The sequence below is a fragment of the Pseudomonas sp. NCCP-436 genome (assembly GCF_019656335.1).
Taxonomy (GTDB): Bacteria; Pseudomonadota; Gammaproteobacteria; order Pseudomonadales; family Pseudomonadaceae; genus Aquipseudomonas.
Map to the genome: position 1 here is coordinate 48,404 of NZ_BPLZ01000011.1, position 17,476 is coordinate 65,879.

The window sequence follows — 17,476 nt, forward strand, 5'->3', positions numbered from 1 at the left end:
TCAGGTGCGCATCAGCTCGTAGACTTCCTTCAGCAGCTTGGCGCGGCTGAACACCAACTGCCAGCGATGACCGCCAAGCTGGCGCCAGAGGCGCGCCGAGCGAATGCCGGCGAGCAGCAGAGCGCGGATCTTCGCAGCATTGGCTGGCTGTTGCAGGAAACGCATGTCTCCATGCACCTGGATGCGCTGGCGGAAGGTGCTGATGGTGTCTTGATACAGGCCGCCACAGGCGGCAATTACATTTTCATGCACCAGGCCGAAGTGCTCGACCTGTTGCTGGATCTGATCCAGACGATTGCCTATGGTCTCGAGCATGTCGCCGCGCTTGTCCAGTTGGCGCTCCAGGCCGATCATCGCCAGAGAATAGCGCAGAGGTTCGCGCTGCAATGCCGACGGATTGCGCTCCAGCGAGCTGATCAGTGCGCGGTAGCCATCGCGCAGGTTGAGGTCGTCACCACCGTAGACATCCAGCGTACTCTTCGGGTCGCGTACCAGCAGGCTGCCGAGCATGCAGCTCATCGACGCCTCGCTGACCTGGCCGGTACGGGCGATCTTGTCGGCCAGTACCGCAGCTTCGAATACGGCGCCGAGCGCGACCAGTTGTTCCTGAAGCGGGCTCATCGGGCATCCTCGTACCAGGCTTCGGCGGTTTCGATCACGCCGCCACCCAGGCATACCTCGCCGTCGTAGAACACCACGGACTGGCCGGGGGTTACGGCGCGTTGGGGTTCATCGAATACGGCGCGATAGCCGTTCTCGGTCTTTTCCAGGGTGCAACTCTGGTCGCTTTGGCGATAGCGCACCTTGGCCGTCAGGCGACGTGGGCTGCCCAGATCCACCGGGTTGACCCAGTAGATTTCCGAGGCGAGCAGGGCGCGCGAGAACAGCCAGGGATGTTCATTGCCCTGGCCGACTATCAGAACGTTGCGCGCAAGATCCTTGCGCAGCACGTACCAGGGTTCGTCTCCGGCGTTCTTCATGCCGCCAATGCCGAGACCTTGGCGCTGGCCGATAGTGTGATACATCAAGCCGTGATGACGGCCAATGACCTGACCCTCGGTAGTTTCAATGTCACCTGGCTGGGCAGGTAGGTATTGTTTGAGAAAGTCGCTGAAGCGGCGCTCGCCGATGAAGCAGATGCCGGTGGAGTCCTTCTTCTTGGCTGTTGCCAGTTCATATTTCTCGGCAATGGCGCGCACCTGGGGTTTTTCCAGCTCGCCAACCGGGAACAGCGTTCTGGCAATCTGTTCGCCGCCAACGGCGTGCAGGAAGTAGCTCTGATCCTTGTTCGGATCCAGCCCCTTGAGCAGTTCGGTGCGACCGTCGATATCACGACGGCGCACATAGTGGCCGGTGGCGATCAGGTCGGCGCCCAGGCTCAGGGCATAGTCGAGAAAGGCTTTGAACTTGATTTCGCGGTTGCACAGGATGTCCGGGTTCGGCGTGCGTCCGGCCTTGTATTCGGCCAGGAAGTGCTCGAACACGTTGTCCCAGTATTCGGCAGCGAAGTTGGCGGTGTGCAGCTTGATGCCGATCTTGTCGCAGACTGCCTGGGCGTCGGCCAGGTCGTCCATGGCAGTGCAGTATTCGGTGCCGTCGTCCTCGTCCCAGTTCTTCATGAACAGGCCTTCGACCTGGTAACCCTGTTCCAGCAGCAGCAGGGCAGAGACGGAGGAGTCGACGCCGCCGGACATGCCGACGATCACGCGTTGGGTGCTTGGTGCTTGCATGGGGCTCTGCGAGTGAAACCTGAAAAGCTGCCGAGTCTACCAGAAAGCCACTGCTCGTTGAGATCCGGTGTCTGCCTTGCACCGGTGCTATCAGTCGCGGACCAGTTCCAGAGGGCCGTGGATTCCGGCCAGGTAGTCGTCGACACAGCGTAGTACCAGTTCGCTGCGCCAGCGCTCGGGTTGGGCGGCCAGCTCGTCCCGGGTCAGCCAGGTGATACTGCTGATGTCCGGGTCCAGGCCGAGTTGAGGATTGTGTCGCAGCGGCCGGGCGGTGAAACAGACGCGCTGGTAGGTCACACCGTTGCTGGGTGCCGTGTATAGGTAAATGCCTAGCAGGCCGGTAAGTTCTACCTCCCAGGCAGTTTCCTCGCGGGTTTCACGCAGTGCGGCGTCACGCAGCGACTCGTTGGCTTCCAGGTGGCCGGCTGGCTGGTTGAGCACTAGATGGTCGGCCTTGAACTCTTCGACAAAGAGAAAGCGGCCTTGGTCTTCGATGACCGTGGCGACAGTGATATGAGGATTCCAGTCCATCTCTTGAAATCTCGCGGGCGGGGTTGGTTGGATCGGCTGGGCAGGATTGGAAGACTTGCCGGTGGTATTGGTTGAGGGGGCGGCAAATAGGGGGCGTGCTGCAGAGGCCTGAAGGCTGTCTGCAGCACGGAGCAGGGCTTACATGTGCTGAATGATGGCGTCGCCGAAGCCTGAGCAGGAGACCAGTGTGGCGCCTTCCATCAGGCGTTCGAAGTCATAGGTTACGGTTCGGGCAGCAATGGCGCCGTTGGTACCCTTGATGATCAGATCCGCCGCCTCCGACCAACCAAGGTGACGCAGCATCATTTCCGCTGAAAGGATCACCGAGCCCGGGTTGACCTTGTCCTGGCCGGCATACTTGGGCGCTGTGCCGTGGGTGGCCTCGAACATGGCGACGCTATCGGACAGGTTGGCGCCCGGCGCGATACCGATGCCGCCGACTTCTGCGGCCAGGGCGTCGGACAGATAGTCGCCGTTCAGGTTGAGGGTGGCGATCACGTCGTACTCGGCCGGGCGTAGCAGGATTTGCTGCAGCATGGCATCGGCTATCACGTCCTTGACCACGATGTTCTTGCCGCTCTTCGGGTTTGTGAACTGCATCCACGGGCCGCCATCGAGCAGCTCGGCGCCGAACTCGTCACGGGCGACTTCGTAGCCCCACTCCTTGAAGGCACCTTCGGTGAACTTCATGATGTTGCCCTTGTGCACCAGGGTCACCGAGCTGCGGTCATTGTCCACTGCATACTGCAGGGCCTTGCGCACCAAGCGCTTGGTTCCTGCCTCGGAAACCGGCTTGATGCCGATACCGCACATGTCGGTGAAGCGGATTTTCTTAACGCCCATTTCCTCGGTGAGGAACTTGATGATCTTCTCGGCTTCGGGGCTGCCGGCCTTCCATTCGACACCTGCATAGATGTCCTCGGAGTTCTCGCGAAAGATCACCATGTCCACATCGCCGGGTTTCTTTACCGGGCTGGGTACGCCTTCGAACCAGCGTACCGGGCGCTGGCAGACGTAAAGGTCAAGCTCCTGGCGCAGTGCGACGTTGAGTGAGCGGATTCCGCCACCGACGGGGGTGGTCAGAGGCCCCTTGATTGAGACCACGTAATCACGAACGGCGTCGAGGGTCTCCTGCGGCAACCAGGTATCCTGGTCATAGACCTGAGTGGCTTTTTCGCCGGCGTAGACTTCCATCCACGAGATCTTTCGGGTACCGCCATAGGCCTTCTCGACGGCGGCATCGACCACCTTGATCATCACTGGGGAGATGTCGACCCCGATGCCATCACCTTCGATGAAGGGGATGATCGGGTTGTTCGGAACATTCAGCGACATATCGGCATTGACGGTGATTTTGTCACCGCTAGCTGGCACCTGGATCTTTTGGTATCCCATGCTGGACTCCATCTTGTGGTTAGACAGTGTGCATACCCGAGAGTAGCGCAAAGCAGGTGGCGGAGACACATCTGCAAAGGTCTTATTCAAGGGGGCATTCTGCGACGAGCTGCCGCAGTGGTATACTGCTTAGGTGACTAACGAGTCATAAGGGGTGAACCATCCGGAACCGGATCGCAACCTCTTGAGCAGGGCTGACGGCTACCGCTGTCGGCTGGCTCGAATCGCTCGACACTCTACGGGTGCATCCAACATCACCGCGGCGAGTCCTCGACCCGGCCCCGCCACCATGGGGCTTTAGCGCCTACCCCGCGCAGGTCGAGTTTCTGTGCGCGCTCAGCAAAAGAGAGTAAACCCTAAATGTCCACCCCCTCGAAGATTATCTACACCTTCACCGACGAAGCGCCGGCTCTGGCCACCTACTCGCTTCTGCCCATTGTAGAAGCCTTTGCCGCATCGGCTGGCATCTCCGTTGAAACCCGCGACATCTCTCTTGCTGGACGGATCCTGGCAAGCTTTGCCGATCGCCTTGATGCCGACAAGCGCGTCGAGGACGATCTGGCCAAACTGGCTGAGCTGACCCTGCAGCCCGATGCCAACATCATCAAGCTGCCCAATATCTCGGCTTCGGTTCCCCAGCTTAAGGCTGCTATCGCCGAGCTGCAGGCTCAGGGCTACGACGTTCCGGACTTTCCGGAAGATCCGCAGACTGATGAAGAGAAGGAGGTTCGCGCGCGCTACGCCAAAGTGCTGGGCAGTGCGGTCAACCCGGTGCTGCGTGAAGGTAACTCGGATCGCCGTGCTCCGGCCGCTGTCAAGGCCTACGCTCGCAAGAACCCGCACAGCATGGGCAAGTGGAGCATGGCTTCGCAGTCGCACGCTGACTACATGCGTGGCGGTGACTTCTTCTCCAGCGAGCAGTCGATCACCATGGCTGAAGCCGGTCAGGTGCGTATTGAGTTCGTAGGCAAAGACGGCCAGGTTGAAGTCAAGAAAAAGCTGGACCTGCAGAAGGGCGAAGTGCTCGACAGCATGTTCATGAGCTGCCGCAAACTGCGAGATTTCTTCGAGAAAACCCTGCAAGACTGCAAGGAAACCGGCGTGATGTGGTCGCTGCACGTCAAGGCCACCATGATGAAGGTTTCTCACCCCATCGTGTTCGGCCATGCCGTGAGCGTTTACTACAAAGACGTTTTCGACAAGTACGGCGATCTGTTCAAGCAACTGGGCGTCAACCCGAACAACGGTATCAGCAGCGTCTACGACAAGATCAAGGTTCTGCCGGCTTCGCAGCAGGAAGAGATCCTGCACGACATCCACGAGGTTTACAGTCACCGTCCAGAAATGGCCATGGTTGACTCGGTCAAGGGTATCACCAACCTGCACATCCCGAGCGACGTGATCGTTGATGCCTCGATGCCGGCAATGATCCGTAACTCCGGTCAGATGTGGGGTAAGGACGGTAAGCTCAAGGACACCAAGGCAGTAATGCCGGAAAGCACCTACGCCCGCATCTACCAGGAGATGATCAACTTCTGCAAAACCAATGGTGCATTCGATCCAACCACCATGGGCAGCGTGCCGAACGTAGGTCTGATGGCGCAGAAAGCCGAGGAGTACGGCTCCCACGACAAGACCTTTGAGATGACCGTCGATGGCACCATGCGCGTTGTAGCCGCCGACGGCACTGTACTGATGCAGCACGAAGTTGAAGCCGGCGACATCTGGCGCGCATGCCAGACCAAGGACGCGCCGATCCGTGACTGGGTGAAACTAGCCGTAACCCGTGCCCGCCAGTCCAACACTCCGGCAATTTTCTGGCTGGACCCAGAGCGCGCTCACGATCGCGAGCTGCAGAAGAAGGTTGAGCTGTACCTGAAAGACCACGACCTGACCGGCCTGGATATCCGCATCATGGGTTACAACGAGGCCATTCGCGTCTCCATGGAGCGTATGATCCGTGGTCAGGACACTATTTCGGTGACTGGCAACGTGCTGCGTGACTACCTGACGGATCTGTTCCCGATCATGGAGCTGGGTACTTCGGCCAAGATGCTGTCCATCGTACCGCTGATGGCTGGTGGTGGCATGTACGAGACCGGTGCTGGCGGTTCCGCGCCCAAGCATGTCCAGCAATTGCTGGAAGAGAACTACCTGCGCTGGGATTCGCTGGGCGAGTTCCTGGCCTTGGCTGTCTCGCTGGAGGAGACCGGTATCAAGACCGGCAACCCGAAGGCCAAGATCCTCGGCAAGACTCTGGATGAGGCCACCGGCAAGTTGCTGGATAACAACAAGTCCCCGGCACGTCGGGTGGGCGAGATCGACAACCGTGGCAGTCATTTCTACCTGGCGCTGTACTGGGCCCAGGCATTGGCGGCTCAGGATGAGGATGCTGAGCTGAAAGCCCATTTCGCACCGCTGGCCAAGCAACTGACCGAGCAGGAAGCCACCATCGTGGCTGAACTGGCAGCAGTGCAGGGCAGGCCGGTGGATATTGGTGGCTACTATCGCTCGAACCCGGAGCTGACCAGTCAGGTCATGCGCCCAAGTGCGACCTTCAATGCTGCACTGGCAGCACTGAATGCCTGACGGTTACCTGCCTTGAGCTCTCCAGCCGCAGTGCACGGGATGTGCTGCGGTCTGGAGATGGTCCCTTGTCACCGCCCGCGGTCTCAGGCCCGGGCGGTGATTTTGTTTCAGGGCTAGGGCTCTGCTGATCTGCAAGGGCAATAAAGCCTCTTGAGTGTCCGCTGGAAGAGAGCGGGCATGAAAAAACCGATGCCGGAATCCGGCATCGGTTTTTAACGTGCTGCTCTCTGGTACGCGAGATTCTGTGGATCAGTCGCGATCGGCCGGCAGGTCGCGTTGCGGATGACCGGTATAGAGCTGGCGCGGGCGACCGATCTTGTACGGGCCGGAAAGCATTTCCTTCCAGTGCGAGATCCAGCCGACGGTGCGTGCCAGAGCGAAGATCACGGTGAACATGCTGGTCGGGATACCGATGGCTTTGAGGATGATGCCCGAGTAGAAGTCCACGTTTGGATAGAGGTTGCGCTCCTTGAAGTAAGGGTCGTTGCGCGCAATCTCTTCAAGCTTCATCGCCAGTTCCAGCTGCGGGTCGTTGATGCCCAGTTCGGCCAGTACTTCGTCGCAGGTCTGTTTCATAACCTTGGCGCGCGGGTCGAAGTTCTTGTACACGCGGTGACCGAAGCCCATCAGCTTGAACGGATCGTTCTTGTCCTTGGCCTTGGCTACGAACTTGTCGATGTTCTCCACGCTGCCGATCTCGTCCAGCATGTTCAGCACGGCCTCGTTGGCGCCACCGTGTGCCGGGCCCCAGAGGGCGGCGATGCCGGCAGCGATGCAGGCGAACGGGTTGGCGCCGGAGGAGCCGGCCAGTCGTACGGTAGAGGTGGAGGCGTTCTGCTCATGGTCGGCGTGGAGGATGAAGATCTTGTCCATCGCCTTGGCCAGCACCGGGCTGATCGGTTTGATCTCGGCCGGTGTGTTGAACATCATGTGCAGGAAGTTTTCTGCGTAGTTCAGGTCATTGCGCGGGTACATCATGGGCTGGCCCATGGAGTACTTGTAGGTCATCGCGGCGATGGTCGGCATCTTGGCGATCAGGCGCATGGCGGAAACTTCGCGGTGGCGCGGGTTATTGATGTCCAGCGAGTCGTGGTAGAAGGCGGAGAGGGCGCCGACCACGCCACACATGATGGCCATTGGGTGGGCGTCGCGGCGGAAGCCGTTGAAGAAGCTTTTCAGCTGCTCGTGAACCATGGTGTGGTTCTTGATGGTGCTGACGAAGCGGGCTTTCTCTTCCTGATTCGGCAGTTCGCCGTTGAGCAGCAGGTAGCAGGTCTCCAGGTAGTCGGAGTGCTCGGCGAGTTGCTCAATCGGGTAGCCGCGGTGCAGCAGCACGCCCTTGTCACCATCGATATAGGTGATCTTCGACTCGCAAGAGGCGGTCGACATGAAGCCGGGGTCAAAAGTGAACCGACCCGTGGCGGTCAGGCTCCGCACGTCGATTACATCAGGACCAACAGTGCCGGTCAGAACGGGCAGCTCGACCGGGGCCGAGCCCTCGATGATCAACTGCGCTTTTTTGTCAGCCATGTGTGGCCTCCTAATTATGCTTGGAATCATCAAACAGCCCCCCACGCAGGGCCCGCATCACTATAGTGGGATAAATGCGAATGTCAATTTGCGAAAACCCAGATGGCAGAAGGGTTTCAAAGGTTTTTTCGTGGAAAAGGGGGCGCTATTTACGTGATTTTTTTGCACTCCGCAATGCGCTTTTTAGAGGGGGAGGTCGCATTGTCATTAGTCTGCTAACTGTCTATACTCTGCGGCCGACCGCCACAGGCTTTAGGGCCGTGTCATGGCGGTTGTCACTCATTGGGTGATGGGTACCTTGCCAGTGCACTTCCCAACAACTCTGCCCTGATAGTTAGGGGCTCTCAGTGTGATAAAAAAGCCGTGAATAGCCAACGACCTGTAAACCTAGACCTGCGGACTATCAAGCTCCCGATCACTGCTTACACCTCCATTCTTCACCGCATCTCCGGTGTCATCCTCTTTGTCGCCATTGCCATTTTGCTGTTCGGGCTCGACAAGTCGCTGACCTCCGAAGAAGGATTTGCCCAGGTGAAAGAATGCCTGACCAGTCCGCTGGTCAAGTTCGTGATTTGGGGTCTGCTGTCCGCTCTGCTGTACCACCTGGTGGCCGGTGTGCGCCATCTGATCATGGATCTCGGCGTCGGTGAGTCGCTTGAAGGCGGCAAGCTGGGTTCGAAAATCGTGCTTGTCATCTCGATCATTCTGATCGCGCTGCTGGGGGTATGGATATGGTAACCAACGTTACGAACTTCTCGCGTTCGGGCCTCTATGACTGGATGGCTCAGCGCGTTTCTGCGGTCGTTCTCGCGGCTTACACTGTGTTTCTGCTGGGCTATGTAATCTGTAATCCGGGTCTGGGGTATGCCGAGTGGCATGCGCTGTTCTCGCACACTGCCATGCGCATCTTCAGTCTGCTGGCGTTGCTTGCGCTGATCGTTCACGCCTGGGTGGGTATGTGGACCATTACCACTGACTACCTGACGCCCATGGCCATTGGTCGCTGGGCTACCGGTGTGCGTTTCCTGGTTCAGGCAGCGTGTGGTGTTCTCCAGTTCGTCCTGTTCGTCTGGGGCGTGCAGATTCTGTGGGGTTTCTGATTCATGGCTAGCATCCGTACTCTTTCCTATGACGCCATCATTGTAGGTGGCGGTGGCGCCGGCATGCGTGCAGCGCTGCAACTGGCTCAAGGCGGTCACAAGACTGCTGTGGTTACCAAGGTATTTCCGACCCGCTCGCACACTGTTTCCGCTCAGGGTGGCATTACCTGCGCAATTGCTTCGGCCGACCCGAATGACGACTGGCGCTGGCATATGTATGACACCGTCAAGGGCTCCGACTATATCGGTGACCAGGACGCCATCGAATACATGTGTTCCGTTGGTCCGGAGGCTGTGTTCGAACTCGAACACATGGGTCTGCCGTTCTCCCGGACTGAAACAGGTCGTATCTATCAGCGTCCGTTCGGCGGCCAGTCCAAGGGGCCGGATAATCCGACTCAGGCGGCTCGTACCTGTGCTGCAGCCGACCGTACCGGTCACGCACTGCTGCATACCCTGTATCAAGCCAACCTGAAGGCTGGTACCTCGTTCCTCAACGAGTGGTACGCCGTTGATCTGGTGAAGAACCAGGATGGTGCCATTGTCGGCATCATCGCCATCTGTATCGAGACCGGCGAGACCGTCTACATCCGCTCCAAGGCCGTGGTTCTGGCTACCGGTGGCGCAGGCCGTATCTACGCCTCCACCACCAATGCCCTGATCAATACCGGTGACGGTGTAGGCATGGCTCTGCGGGCTGGCGTACCGGTGCAGGATATTGAAATGTGGCAGTTCCACCCGACCGGTATCGCCGGTGCCGGCGTGCTGGTAACCGAGGGTTGCCGCGGTGAGGGTGGTTACCTGATCAACTCCCATGGCGAGCGTTTCATGGAGCGTTATGCTCCCAACGCCAAGGACCTCGCCGGTCGTGACGTGGTCGCCCGTTCGATGGTCAAGGAAGTCATCGCCGGCAACGGCTGTGGCCCGAACAAGGATCACGTGCTGCTGAAGCTCGATCATCTGGGTGAAGAAGTACTGCACAGCCGTCTGCCTGGTATCTGTGAGCTGTCCAAGACCTTTGCTCACGTCGATCCGGTAGTTGCGCCGATCCCGGTTATTCCGACCTGCCACTACATGATGGGCGGTGTGGCTACCAACATTCATGGTCAGGCCATTACTCAGGACGCCAACGGCAACGACAAGATCATCGAAGGTCTTTTTGCCGTGGGCGAGGTCGCCTGTGTATCGGTGCACGGCGCCAACCGTCTTGGCGGCAACTCGCTGCTCGACTTGGTGGTGTTCGGTCGTGCGGCCGGTCTGCACCTGGAAAAAGCCCTCAAGGAGGGTGTCGAGGTTCGTGGCGCCGGTGAGAGCGACATCGAACAGTCCCTGGCCCGACTGGCTGGCGTCAATGAGCGCAGCACTGGCGAAGATGTTGCTCCGCTCAAGCGCGAACTGCAGCAGTGCATGCAGAACTACTTCGGCGTGTTCCGCACCGGCGAGTACATGCAGAAGGGCATCAAGCAGCTGGCCGAGCTGCGTGAACGCATTGCCAAAGTCAAGATCTCCGACAAGAGCCAGGCATTCAACACTGCGCGCATCGAAGCGCTGGAACTGCAAAACCTGCTCGAAGTGGCCGAAGCGACTGCCATCGCTGCCGAGGCTCGGAAAGAGTCCCGTGGCGCACATGCCCGTGAGGACTTCGAAGAGCGCGACGACCAGAACTGGCTGTGCCACTCGCTCTATTTCCCGGGCGAGAAGCGCGTAGCCAAGCGTGCCGTCAACTTCGCGCCGAAGACCGTTCCGGCGTTTGAACCCAAGGTTCGGACTTATTAAGGGTGACTGAGATGTTGCAAGTCAGTGTTTATCGCTACAACCCGGAAAAGGACGCTGCTCCGTACATGCAGGATTTCCAGGTCGACACCGGTGGCAAGGATGTCATGGTGCTGGACGTGCTGGCCCTGATCAAGGAGCAGGATGAAGGCTTCTCCTATCGTCGCTCCTGCCGTGAAGGTGTTTGTGGCTCCGACGGTATGAACATCAACGGCAAGAACGGCCTGGCCTGCATCACCCCGCTGTCTGCAGCGGGACTGAAGGGTGGCAAGCTGGTAATCCGTCCGCTGCCGGGGCTGCCGGTCATTCGTGACTTGGTCGTCGATATGAGCATCTTCTACAAACAGTACGAGAAGGTGCGGCCGTTCCTGCAGAACGATACGCCGGCGCCGGCCATCGAGCGACTGCAGTCGCCCGCTGACCGCGAGAAGCTTGACGGTCTGTACGAGTGCATCCTGTGTGCATGCTGCTCGACCAGTTGCCCCTCGTTCTGGTGGAACCCGGACAAATTCCTCGGTCCCGCTGCGCTGCTGCAGGCCTATCGTTTCCTGGCCGACAGCCGCGATACCAAGACCGCGGAACGTCTGGCTTCGCTGGACGATCCGTTCAGCGTGTTCCGCTGCCGTGGCATCATGAATTGCGTGAACGTCTGCCCGAAAGGCCTGAATCCGACCAAGGCCATCGGTCACGTCCGCAACATGCTGCTGCAGAGCGGTACCTGATTCAGATTTTGCTGTACCTGTAACACCTGCAAGTCCGGCTTCGGCCGGGCTTGCAGTAAGAACCGGAACCACAGCTCACAAAGCCGTGGTTCGTATTCGAAAAATATGACGACCAGCAGGGGCATCCGGGCTGGTGCCCGGGCTATCTGCGGGAACCTGAGTGGGTATGTTCGAGTCGCATTGACAGAAATTCGAACTGCGCACAGGGTCTCCACGCCGGTGGTGTCCCCTTACCGAGGGTGACCAAGCATGCAAGAAAGCGTGATGCAGCGCATGTGGGACAGTGCCCACCTATCCGGTGGCAACGCTGCCTACGTGGAAGAGCTCTACGAGCTCTACCTGCACGATCCCAACGCTGTGCCAGAAGAGTGGCGCACGTACTTCCAGAAGCTGCCGACCGATGGCAGCCCTGCCGCGGATGTGTCGCACTCGACCATTCGCGATCACTTCATTCTGCTTGCCAAGAATTCCCGTCGCGCCCAGCCGGTCTCGGCCGGTGCCGTCAGCAGCGAGCACGAGAAGAAGCAGGTCGAAGTGCTGCGTCTGATCCAGGCCTACCGCGTGCGTGGTCATCAGGCTGCCCAGCTCGACCCGCTGGGACTCTGGGTGCGCACTGTGCCGTCCGACCTGTCGATCAATCACTACGGTCTGACCGAAGCGGATCTGGACACCACTTTCCGTACCGGTGAGCTGTACATCGGCAGGGAGGAGGCGACCCTACGCGAAATTCTCGAGGCGTTGCAGCAGACATATTGTCGCACCATCGGCGCAGAGTTCATGCACATTGTCGATTCCGGTCAGCGCCACTGGTTCGCCCAGCGCCTGGAAAGCGTGCGTGGTCGTCCGCAGTTCTCGCCCGAAGTACAGGCTCACGTACTTGAGCGCGTGACCGCTGCCGAGGGTTTGGAAAAGTACCTGGGCACCAAGTATCCGGGCACCAAGCGTTTCGGTCTTGAGGGTGGCGAAAGCCTGATCCCGATGCTGGACGAGATCATCCAGCGCTCCGGCTCCTACGGCACCAAGGAAGTGGTTATCGGCATGGCCCATCGTGGGCGTCTCAACGTGCTGGTCAATACCTTCGGCAAGAACCCACGCGATCTGTTCGACGAGTTCGAAGGCAAGAAGGCCGAAGGCCTGTCCTCCGGTGACGTGAAATATCACCAGGGTTTCTCTTCAAACGTCATGACCCAAGGTGGCGAAGTACACCTGGCACTGGCGTTCAACCCCTCGCACCTGGAAATCGTATCGCCGGTGGTCGAGGGGTCGGTACGTGCTCGTCAGGATCGCCGCAACGATCCGGCCGGTGACAAGGTACTGCCGATTTCCATCCACGGTGACGCGGCCTTCGCCGGTCAGGGTGTAGTGATGGAAACCTTCCAGATGTCGCAGACCCGTGGTTACAAGACGGGGGGCACCATCCACATCGTCATCAACAACCAGGTTGGCTTTACCACCAGCCGTCCGGAAGACGCGCGCTCGACCGAATACGCCACCGACGTGGCGAAGATGATCCAGGCGCCGATTTTCCACGTGAATGGTGACGATCCGGAAGCTGTGGTATTCGTTACCCAGCTGGCCGTCGACTACCGCATGCAGTATAAGCGCGATGTGGTTATCGACCTGGTCTGCTACCGTCGCCGTGGTCACAACGAGGCTGATGAGCCGAGTGGCACCCAGCCGTTGATGTACCAGCAGATCGCCAAGCAGCGCACCACTCGTGAGCTGTATGCCGAGGCGCTGATCAATGCTGGCGTGCTCAGTGCTGAACAGGTGCAGGAGCGCATTGACGAGTATCGCACCGCACTGGACAACGGCCAGCATGTAGTCAAGAGCCTGGTCAAGGAGCCCAACAAGGAACTGTTCGTCGACTGGCGTCCATACTTGGGGCATACCTGGACCGCACGCCATGACACCCGTTTCGACCTCAAGACCCTGCAGGAACTGTCGGCCAAGCTGCTGCAGATTCCGGAAGGTTTCGTGGTTCAGCGCCAGGTGGCGAAGATCCTCGAAGACCGTCAGAAGATGGGCGCCGGTGGCCTGCCGATCAACTGGGGCTTTGCTGAGACCATGGCTTACGCGACTCTGCTGGTCGAAGGCCATCCGATTCGCATGACCGGCCAGGATATCGGTCGCGGTACCTTCTCGCACCGTCATGCGGTGCTGCACAACCAGAAGGATGCCAGTACCTATGTTCCGCTGAAGAACCTGTACGACGGACAGCCGAAGTTCGAGCTTTATGACTCCTTCCTGTCCGAGGAAGCAGTGCTGGCCTTCGAATATGGCTACGCCACCACCACGCCCAACGCACTGGTGATCTGGGAAGCCCAGTTCGGTGACTTCGCCAACGGTGCCCAGGTGGTGTTCGACCAGTTCATCTCCAGTGGCGAAACCAAGTGGGGGCGTCTGTGTGGTCTGACCGTACTGCTGCCACACGGCTACGAGGGGCAGGGCCCCGAGCATAGCTCGGCACGTCTGGAGCGTTATCTGCAACTCTGTGCCGAACACAACATGCAGGTTTGTGTGCCGACTACCCCGGCGCAGGTCTACCACATGCTTCGTCGTCAGGTGATTCGTCCGCTGCGCAAGCCGCTGGTAGTTCTGACTCCCAAGTCCCTGCTGCGTCACAAACTGGCCATTTCCTCTCTCGAGGAGCTGGCGGAAGGCTCCTTCCAGACAGTGATTGGCGAGATCGATTCGCTGGATCCGAAGAAGGTCGAGCGTCTGATCCTGTGCAGTGGCAAGGTCTACTACGATCTGCTGGAGAAGCGTCGTGCCGAGGGTCGCGAAGACATCGCCATCGTACGTATCGAGCAGCTCTATCCGTTCCCGGAGGACGATCTGGCCGAAGTAATAGCGCCGTTCAAGAACCTCAAGCACCTCGTCTGGTGTCAGGAAGAGCCGATGAACCAGGGGGCCTGGTACTGCAGCCAGCATCACATGCGTCGTGTTGCTGCTGCGCACAAGAAAACCCTGAATCTGGAATATGCCGGTCGCGAGGCTTCGGCCGCTCCTGCCTGCGGTTATGCGTCGATGCACGCAGAACAGCAGGAAAAGCTGCTGCAGGACGCCTTTACTGTTTAATGCCTTCATCCGGCAGGTAGCCCGAACTACCTGCCGGTAAATCGAATTTAAGGAAACGCACACATGGCTATCGAGATCAAAGCCCCCACCTTCCCGGAATCGGTTGCCGACGGCACCGTAGCCACCTGGCACAAGAAACCGGGCGAGGCCGTCAAGCGTGATGAGCTGATCGTAGACATCGAGACCGACAAGGTCGTGCTGGAAGTACTGGCCGAGGCCGACGGCGTTCTGGCTGAAATTATCAAGAACGAAGGTGATACCGTTCTTTCCAACGAAGTACTGGGCAAGCTGACTGCAGGCGCTGCCGCTAGCGCTGCTCCGGCTGCTGCTCCTGCTGCCGCTGCTCCGGCCGCTGCCGCCGCCCCGGCTGCCGCTGCTGACGATGCCATCCTCTCGCCGGCCGCCCGCAAGCTGGCTGAGGAAAACGGCATTGATCCGAACAGCATCGCCGGCACCGGCAAGGGTGGCCGTGTGACCAAGGAAGACGTGTTGGCCGCCGTCGAGGCCAAGAAGAATGCCCCGGCCGCTCCGGCTGCCAAACCTGCTGCTGCCGCCGAGGCTCCGGTTGTGGCTGCCGGTGACCGTACCGAGAAGCGCGTTCCGATGACCCGCCTGCGTGCCAAGATTGCCGAGCGTCTGGTCGAGGCCCAGTCCTCCATGGCCATGCTGACCACCTTCAACGAGGTGGATATGAGCGAAGTCATGGCACTGCGCTCGAAGTACAAGGAACTGTTCGAGAAGTCCCACAACGGTGTACGCCTGGGCTTCATGTCGTTTTTCGTCAAGGCTGCCACCGAGGCGCTGAAGCGCTTCCCGGCGGTCAACGCGTCGATCGATGGCAACGACATCGTCTACCATGGTTATGCCGACATCGGTGTGGCCGTCTCCAGCGACCGGGGCCTGGTTGTTCCGGTACTGCGCAATGCCGAATTGATGAGCCTGGCCGAGATCGAAAGCGGTATCGCGACCTTCGGCAAGAAGGCGCGTGAAGGCAAGCTGTCCATCGAAGAGATGACCGGCGGCACCTTCACCATCACCAACGGTGGCACCTTCGGTTCGATGATGTCGACTCCGATTGTCAACCCGCCGCAAGCCGCCATTCTGGGTATGCACAACATCATCCAGCGTCCGGTGGCCGTGAACGGTCAGGTGGTGATTCGCCCGATGATGTATCTGGCGCTGTCCTACGACCACCGCCTGATCGATGGTAAGGAAGCCGTGACCTTCCTGGTGACCATCAAAAACCTGCTTGAAGACCCGGCGCGCCTGCTGCTGGACATCTAAGAGCCAGTGTCTTTCATGACGGCCCTGTTCGCAGGGCCGTCCGGTTTACTCGAGAAGGAATACGTTATGACCCAGAAATTCGACGTGGTAGTCATCGGTGCCGGCCCAGGCGGTTATGTTGCGGCCATCAAGGCAGCTCAACTCGGTCTGAAGACCGCCTGTATCGAAAAATATCAGGGCAAGGATGGCAAGATCGCCCTCGGCGGCACCTGCCTCAACGTTGGTTGCATTCCGTCCAAGGCGCTGCTGGACAGCTCCTGGAAGTATCACGAGGCGAAGGAAGGTTTCGCCGTACACGGCATCGAAGCCAAAGGCGTATCCATCGATGTGCCGGCAATGATTGCGCGCAAGGCCACCATCGTTAAGAACCTCACTGGTGGTATCGCCTCGCTGTTCAAGGCCAATGGTGTGACCCTGCTGGAAGGCCACGGCAAGCTGCTGGCTGGCAAGCAGGTAGAAGTTACCGGTAGCGACGGCAAGACGCAGGTCGTCGAAGCCGCGCACGTGATCATTGCTTCCGGCTCCAAGCCGGTTGAGATCCCGCCGGCTCCAGTTGATCAGGATGTAATCGTCGACTCCACCGGTGCTCTGGAATTCCAGAACGTGCCGAAGAAACTGGGCGTGATTGGTGCCGGCGTCATCGGTCTGGAGCTGGGCTCGGTATGGGCTCGCCTGGGCTCCGAAGTGACCGTGCTGGAAGCGATGGACAAGTTCCTCGCCGCTGCCGACGAGCAGATCGCCAAGGAAGCACAGAAGACCCTGACCAAGCAGGGCCTGGACATCCGCCTGGGTGCCCGTGTGACCGCCACCGAAGTGAAGAAAAAGCAGGTAACCGTTACCTTCACCGACGCCAATGGCGAGCAGAAGATGACCTTCGACAAGCTGATCGTTGCCGTCGGCCGTCGTCCGGTGACTACCGATCTGCTGGCTGCAGACAGTGGCGTGACCCTCGATGAGCGCGGCTACATCTTCGTCAACGACCAGTGCGAAACCAGCGTTCCGGGCGTCTATGCCATCGGTGACGTGGTGCGTGGCGCGATGCTGGCACACAAGGCTTCGGAAGAGGGCGTGATGGTGGCTGAGCGTATCGCTGGCCACAAGGCGCAGATGAACTACGATCTGATCCCCTCGGTTATCTATACCCACCCGGAAATCGCCTGGGTTGGCAAGACCGAGCAGCAGTTGAAGGCCGAAGGCGTTGCCATCAACGTCGGCACTTTCCCGTTCGCGGCCAGCGGTCGTGCCATGGCGGCCAACGATACCAGTGGCTTCGTCAAGGTCATCGCCGATGCCAAGACCGACCGCGTACTGGGCGTACACGTGATTGGCCCGAGCGCTGCCGAACTGGTACAGCAGGGTGCAATCGGTATGGAGTTTGGCACCAGCGCCGAAGATCTGGGCATGATGGTGTTCTCGCACCCGACGCTGTCCGAGGCGCTGCATGAAGCTGCCCTGGCTGTGAACGGTGGCGCGATCCACATCGCCAACCGCAAGAAGCGCTGAGAACCTGCAGGCAATCCTGTTTCAGGAGCACCTTCAGCTCCAGCAGGCAGGATCGCAGACAGGCTATGAATGTTGAGCAGTGGCCGACATGTTCGGCCACTTGAGTTGTTGTAAGCAGCCGGGGTAGGGGGGGCGTCGTGTAATCGCCTCGTCGCCACCGTGGTGTTTGCAAGCAGAACCACGTCGGGGCGCCCGTGTTGTCTTCGCAGCGCGGAACCTCCGGCGGACTGCTCCGGCA

At 59.5% G+C, this 17,476-nt stretch carries 13 protein-coding genes; 8 read left to right on the forward strand and 5 right to left on the reverse strand.

All coding sequences use genetic code 11. The annotated features are described in order from the left end of the window. From hflD to icd, 4 genes are all read right to left on the reverse strand, one after another. On the reverse strand, positions 1 to 621 hold the full coding sequence (gene hflD / locus NCCP436_RS12455; protein ID WP_220804321.1) for a high frequency lysogenization protein HflD: 621 nt from the start codon (positions 619 to 621) through the stop codon (positions 1 to 3). Further along, complete coding sequence (mnmA, locus tag NCCP436_RS12460; protein ID WP_220804322.1) at positions 618 to 1,730, reverse strand: tRNA 2-thiouridine(34) synthase MnmA; 1,113 nt, start codon at positions 1,728 to 1,730, stop codon at positions 618 to 620. The genes hflD and mnmA overlap by 4 nt, the downstream gene beginning before the upstream one ends. Positions 1,731 to 1,820: 90 nt before the next feature. Continuing rightward, positions 1,821 to 2,261, reverse strand: a complete 441-nt coding sequence (locus NCCP436_RS12465) for an NUDIX hydrolase (protein WP_220804323.1) — start codon at positions 2,259 to 2,261, stop codon at positions 1,821 to 1,823. 138 nt (positions 2,262 to 2,399) lie between these two features. Next, positions 2,400 to 3,656, reverse strand: a complete 1,257-nt coding sequence (icd, locus tag NCCP436_RS12470) for an NADP-dependent isocitrate dehydrogenase (RefSeq protein ID WP_220804324.1) — start codon at positions 3,654 to 3,656, stop codon at positions 2,400 to 2,402. 360 nt (positions 3,657 to 4,016) lie between these two features. Between icd and NCCP436_RS12475 the strand changes: the two genes are divergently transcribed. After that, entirely contained in the window at positions 4,017 to 6,245 is a 2,229-nt protein-coding gene (locus tag NCCP436_RS12475) for an NADP-dependent isocitrate dehydrogenase (protein WP_220804325.1), read from the forward strand. Between the two features lie 249 nt (positions 6,246 to 6,494). Here the strand turns inward: NCCP436_RS12475 and gltA are convergent, their stop codons facing one another. Further along, the gene (gltA, locus tag NCCP436_RS12480) at positions 6,495 to 7,775 is read right to left on the reverse strand and encodes a citrate synthase (RefSeq protein WP_220804326.1); all 1,281 of its coding nucleotides are present in this window, start codon (positions 7,773 to 7,775) and stop codon (positions 6,495 to 6,497) included. A gap of 363 nt (positions 7,776 to 8,138) precedes the next feature. On the opposite strand from gltA, the gene sdhC reads away from it, so the two are divergent. The 7 genes from sdhC (at position 8,139) to lpdA (ending at position 17,238) form a co-directional block, all read left to right on the forward strand. Next, the gene (sdhC, locus tag NCCP436_RS12485) at positions 8,139 to 8,513 is read left to right on the forward strand and encodes a succinate dehydrogenase, cytochrome b556 subunit (protein WP_220804327.1); all 375 of its coding nucleotides are present in this window, start codon (positions 8,139 to 8,141) and stop codon (positions 8,511 to 8,513) included. After that, positions 8,507 to 8,875: a succinate dehydrogenase, hydrophobic membrane anchor protein gene (sdhD, locus tag NCCP436_RS12490; RefSeq protein WP_220804328.1), complete on the forward strand. Its 369-nt coding sequence runs from the start codon at positions 8,507 to 8,509 to the stop codon at positions 8,873 to 8,875. The genes sdhC and sdhD overlap by 7 nt, the downstream gene beginning before the upstream one ends. Before the next feature lie 3 nt (positions 8,876 to 8,878). Then, positions 8,879 to 10,651 (forward strand): succinate dehydrogenase flavoprotein subunit, encoded by a 1,773-nt coding sequence (sdhA, locus tag NCCP436_RS12495; protein ID WP_220804329.1) that lies wholly within the window; start codon positions 8,879 to 8,881, stop codon positions 10,649 to 10,651. Positions 10,652 to 10,662: 11 nt separating this feature from the next. Next, positions 10,663 to 11,370 (forward strand): succinate dehydrogenase iron-sulfur subunit, encoded by a 708-nt coding sequence (locus NCCP436_RS12500; protein WP_220804330.1) that lies wholly within the window; start codon positions 10,663 to 10,665, stop codon positions 11,368 to 11,370. Between the two features lie 249 nt (positions 11,371 to 11,619). Continuing rightward, positions 11,620 to 14,451, forward strand: coding sequence for a 2-oxoglutarate dehydrogenase E1 component (locus tag NCCP436_RS12505; RefSeq protein ID WP_220804331.1), 2,832 nt, complete (start codon positions 11,620 to 11,622; stop codon positions 14,449 to 14,451). Between the two features lie 63 nt (positions 14,452 to 14,514). Further along, positions 14,515 to 15,735, forward strand: coding sequence for a 2-oxoglutarate dehydrogenase complex dihydrolipoyllysine-residue succinyltransferase (odhB, locus tag NCCP436_RS12510; RefSeq protein ID WP_220804332.1), 1,221 nt, complete (start codon positions 14,515 to 14,517; stop codon positions 15,733 to 15,735). Positions 15,736 to 15,801: 66 nt separating this feature from the next. Next, positions 15,802 to 17,238, forward strand: a complete 1,437-nt coding sequence (lpdA, locus tag NCCP436_RS12515; protein ID WP_220804333.1) for a dihydrolipoyl dehydrogenase — start codon at positions 15,802 to 15,804, stop codon at positions 17,236 to 17,238. The last annotated feature ends 238 nt before the right edge of the window (positions 17,239 to 17,476 follow it).